The 4,159-nt window shown below is 46.3% G+C and carries 3 protein-coding genes and 1 pseudogene; 3 read left to right on the forward strand and 1 reads right to left on the reverse strand.

Translation table 11 applies throughout. The features are described 5' to 3' along the window. From PLH26_RS15940 to PLH26_RS15950, 3 genes and pseudogenes are all read left to right on the forward strand, one after another. Nucleotides 1–401, forward strand: a pseudogene (locus PLH26_RS15940) (alpha-galactosidase); the annotation flags it as partial. 24 nt (nucleotides 402–425) lie between these two features. Beyond that, nucleotides 426–1,787: an alpha-L-fucosidase gene (locus PLH26_RS15945; RefSeq protein WP_324587023.1), complete on the forward strand. Its 1,362-nt coding sequence runs from the start codon at nucleotides 426–428 to the stop codon at nucleotides 1,785–1,787. A gap of 129 nt (nucleotides 1,788–1,916) precedes the next feature. Beyond that, nucleotides 1,917–3,332 carry a Gfo/Idh/MocA family oxidoreductase gene (locus PLH26_RS15950; protein WP_324587024.1) on the forward strand — a complete coding sequence of 472 codons (1,416 nt, stop codon included), beginning with the start codon at nucleotides 1,917–1,919 and terminating at the stop codon, nucleotides 3,330–3,332. A 586-nt stretch (nucleotides 3,333–3,918) separates the two neighbouring features. Here PLH26_RS15950 and PLH26_RS15955 read toward each other — a convergent pair. Beyond that, on the reverse strand, nucleotides 3,919–4,159 hold a 241-nt coding region (locus PLH26_RS15955), incomplete at its 5' end, for a hypothetical protein (RefSeq protein ID WP_324587025.1).

Here is a 4,159-nt window from a genome sequence, read left to right on the forward strand (position 1 = left end):
TCGGAGCGGGTGTGCAGGCCTGTTACCGTGGCCCGCAATTATACGATGCGCCTGAAACGAAAGCACTGGTGAAAAAATGGGTTGACTTTTACAAGAAGCACAGGAAAATACTGGATGCCGATATCATTCACCTGCGCAGGCCCGATGGGAGGGATTATGATGCCATATTACATGCCGATCCGCATGGTAGGGAAAAAGGGCTGCTAATGGTATACAATCCCCTGAATGAAACCATAACCAGGAATATTGAGGCAGACCTGTATTATACCGGTTTAAAAGACCGGGCAACCATGAGTGAAAACGACGGGGCAGCGAAAAAAATAACCTTAAACGGCAATAAGCTGAACTTACAGGTAACCATACCTGCCAAAAGCCAAAAATGGTTTGTGTTTACACTTTAATAGCATTTGAATTAAAAAATAACAATGATGAATAAAACGAAATCCTTTTTTCTTTTCCTCTTACCGGCTATAGTCGCCTGCACACAAAAAAATGATCGGGCACATACTGTATTGCCTTCAGAACCGCATGTGCAATGGGCAGATGCGGAGATTGGCGCTATGTTTCACTTTGATGTAGTGAATTATGTGCCTGATTATAATTGGCGTAACTGGGGCACACATCCACCGGCTTCTGTTTTCAATCCTTCTAAATTGGATACCGATCAGTGGCTACGGGCCGCTAAAGCAGCAGGTGCCAAATATGCAGTACTGGTTGCAAAACATTGCTCCGGTTTTAGTTTGTGGCCAACAGCGGCTCATGAATACAGTGTTAAGCATAGCCCATGGAGAGATGGTAAGGGAGATATTGTTGCCGATTTTATAAAGTCGTGTGAAAAGTATGATATAAGACCCGGCATTTATGCCAGCGCGGCTGCTAACGGGTATTGCTATGTTGACAATCCTGGTTTAGTGCAACCCGGAAGCCCGATGGATCAGCAAACGTATAATAATGTGGTGGTGCAGCAACTCACCGAATTGTGGAGCAATTATGGAAAATTATTTGAAATATGGTTCGATGGCGGGGTATTGCCTGTGAAAGATGGCGGGCCTGACCTGGCTCCTTTATTAAAGCAACTGCAACCCGATGCCGTTGTTTTCCAGGGCCCCGCAGATGCCAATAATCTCATTCGCTGGATCGGTAATGAAGAAGGGTTGGCGCCTTATCCCAACTGGAGCAGAACCGATACCACAACTTCAGCCACCGGAACCGTTAAAAGCGATGGCATGCAGGGCAACCCTGAAGGAACCATATGGTGCCCGGGTGAAGCCGATTTTCCCTTGCGTACAGGCTGGCAGGGCGGCTGGTTCTGGAAAGCCGACGGGCAGGAAATATTATCGGTTGATCAGTTGGTGAAAAACTATACTACCAGTGTGGGGCGTAATTCAAACATGCTGATCGGTATTGTGGTAGATACGAGCGGGCTGGTACCGGAAGAAGATATGCAACGGTTAACAGCGTTTGGCAACGAAATTAAAAAACGCTTTTCGGAGCCGCTTGCTTCCGCAGAAGGAAATGGGGAAATGCTTGAATTATCGCTTGGCAATGCACCAATTCCTGTTAATCATGTTATTATATCAGAAGACATTACAAAAGGGGAACGCATCAGAAAGTATATTATTGAGGCCTGGAAAGATAATCAATGGGTAAAGGTAGCGGAAGGCAGCTCGGTTGGGCATAAGCGTATCCAAACCATAGATAGTATAATTACAAATAAAGTACGGTTAAGTATAACCGAATCGTTTGATCAGCCGCAAATCAAAGCGTTTTCAGCTTATGGAATGTAATATATTTGAGCTTGCCGCAGTCAGTCACCGGCCATGATTTGTTAATAAGTAAACAGATGCTTCGTATATTGAGGATCAAATACATCTTTTGTACAACCACAAACCATAAATCATAAAATACAAATAGCAATGTCATCACGCAGGAAATTTCTAAGGTCAGCAGCATTGGCTTCGGCAGGTGTTGCAATGGGCGGGTTGCAAACCAGTGCAAAAAGTTACAGCAGGATCATTGGTGCAAATAAGAAAGTTAACCTTGCCTGCATTGGTATTGGCAATCGCGGCGGTGCCATTCTAAATGCATTGCATGGTACCGGGCTGGCCAATATCGTAGCACTTTGCGATATAGATATGGGTGCACCTCATACCCGGGAGAATATGGAGCGATTTCCCGATGCCAAAAGATTTCAGGATTTCCGTGAAATGCTGGATAAGGCAGGCAATGAGATTGAGGCGGTTTCTGTTGGCGTGCCCGACTTCTCGCATTTCCCCATCACCATGATGGCTATGGGGCTGGGCAAGCATGTATATGTTGAAAAACCCATGGCCCGTACTTTTTATGAAATAGAGCTGATGATGGCGGCCGCAAAAAAATACAATAAAGTGGTAACGCAGATGGGTAACCAGGGACATTCGGAAGCCAATTATTTCCAGTTCAAAGCATGGAAGGATGCCGGCATTATAAAAGACGTTACCGCCATAACGGCGCATATGAATGCTGCACGCCGCTGGCATGGATGGGATCCGCATATTAAAAAATTTCCGGCCGCAGAACCGGTTCCCGCTACACTGGACTGGGACAATTGGCTGGCTACCGCACAATACCATGATTATAATCATGATTATCACCTGGGGCAATGGCGCTGCTGGTACGATTTCGGTATGGGCGCGCTGGGCGACTGGGGAGCACATATTTTAGACACAGCCCACCAGTTCTTAGAACTCGGACTGCCGAATGAGATCAGCGCACTCAAAGCGGAAGGGCATAATGATTACTTTTTTCCTATGTCTACCACGCTCCTGTTTAAATTCCCGAAACGCAAAAACATGCCGGCAGTGGATATTACCTGGTACGACGGCGTGAATAATATACCCCCGGTGCCCGAAGGATATGGCGTGTCGGAGCTGGATCCCAATATCCCTCCTCCGAGCGACGGGAAGATCCAGCCCGCCAGGCTTAATCCCGGCAAAATCATTTACAGCAGGGAACTGACCTTCAAAGGCGGCTCACACGGCAGCACCCTGTCCATTATTCCCGAAGAAAAAGCAAAGGCTATGGCATCGAAGCTGCCTGAAGTACCTGAAAGCCCTTCCAACCATTTTGTCAACTTTTTGCGTGCCTGCAGCGGAGCGGAAAAAACCCGCTCACCGTTTGAGATCGCCGGTCCTTTAAGCCAGGTGTTTTGCCTGGGCGTAATGGCACAGCGGCTCAATACAAAAATAGTTTTTGACCGGGAAACAAAACGCATCACCAACAACCGTTTTGCAGATGCCTTCCTAACAGGAGCGCCTCCGCGAAAAGGGTGGGAGCAGTATTATAAATTGTAGGCTGGTACGAGGCAGGCACCCGGGGTATTCCCTGTCACCGGTTCGCGCTTCCCGGGGCAAACGCATCTAAAGAGCCATGGGCTGCACATTTTTGTAAAGCCTTGCTTTACCAGATGTGTTTGTTCTGTCGTGTTTTCCGGTACTTCGGCATACCCTTCTTCTCCGTTTTGGAACTTCGACTCCTTTGGAGTCGCTTTAAGCTTTTCTATTTTTTTATGAACCTTGTATCCTTTCAGGATAGGAAATAGCATATTTATTTCCAATAGCGGTCTGACCCTTCTGCGGCGGGTGCCGACCGCTTTTACGCGCAAGCGCTTGTATTGACCCTGAAAGGGTCTAAACGTTTATAACTGCACGATAAAAAGTATTGCGACCCCGAAAGGGTCGAACAAAATCTTCTTTATGTATAACGGCTCTTTGTTTTGCCTTCCTTTCAGTAAAGGCGACTGACAAAAATTATGAATTCTGGCAGCGGGATCTGTTAGCGTTTGAGCTCATACAAAAGAAAACCGCCATACAAAAACTACAATACATACACGATAATCCAATCCATTGGCAGAACACTGGCAATTAACGGATGATCCTGCTAAATACTATTATTCATCAGCGAAATATTACGAAACGGGCATTGATGATTTTGGATTTTTGAATAATATCCCGGATATAATTTAAGAATGGAAAGGAACCGGTACGTGAGGACACATACCAGGGCAGTAAAGCCTTGCTTTATCAGATGTGTTTGTTCTGTCGTGTTTTCCGGTACTTCGGCATATCCTTCTTCTCCGTTTTGGAACTTCGACTCCTTTGGAGTCGCTTTAAGCTTTTCT

Origin of the sequence: Agriterribacter sp. (genome assembly GCF_035444585.1) — a bacterium.
Lineage (GTDB): Bacteria > Bacteroidota > Bacteroidia > Chitinophagales > Chitinophagaceae > Agriterribacter.

Bases quoted from the DNA above. Each gene is read 5' to 3' on its own strand.
- PLH26_RS15945 (WP_324587023.1), top strand. From the start codon at position 426: ATGATGAATAAAACGAAATCCTTTTTTCTTTTCCTCTTACCGGCTATA.
- PLH26_RS15950 (WP_324587024.1), top strand. From the start codon at position 1,917: ATGTCATCACGCAGGAAATTTCTAAGGTCAGCAGCATTGGCTTCGGCA.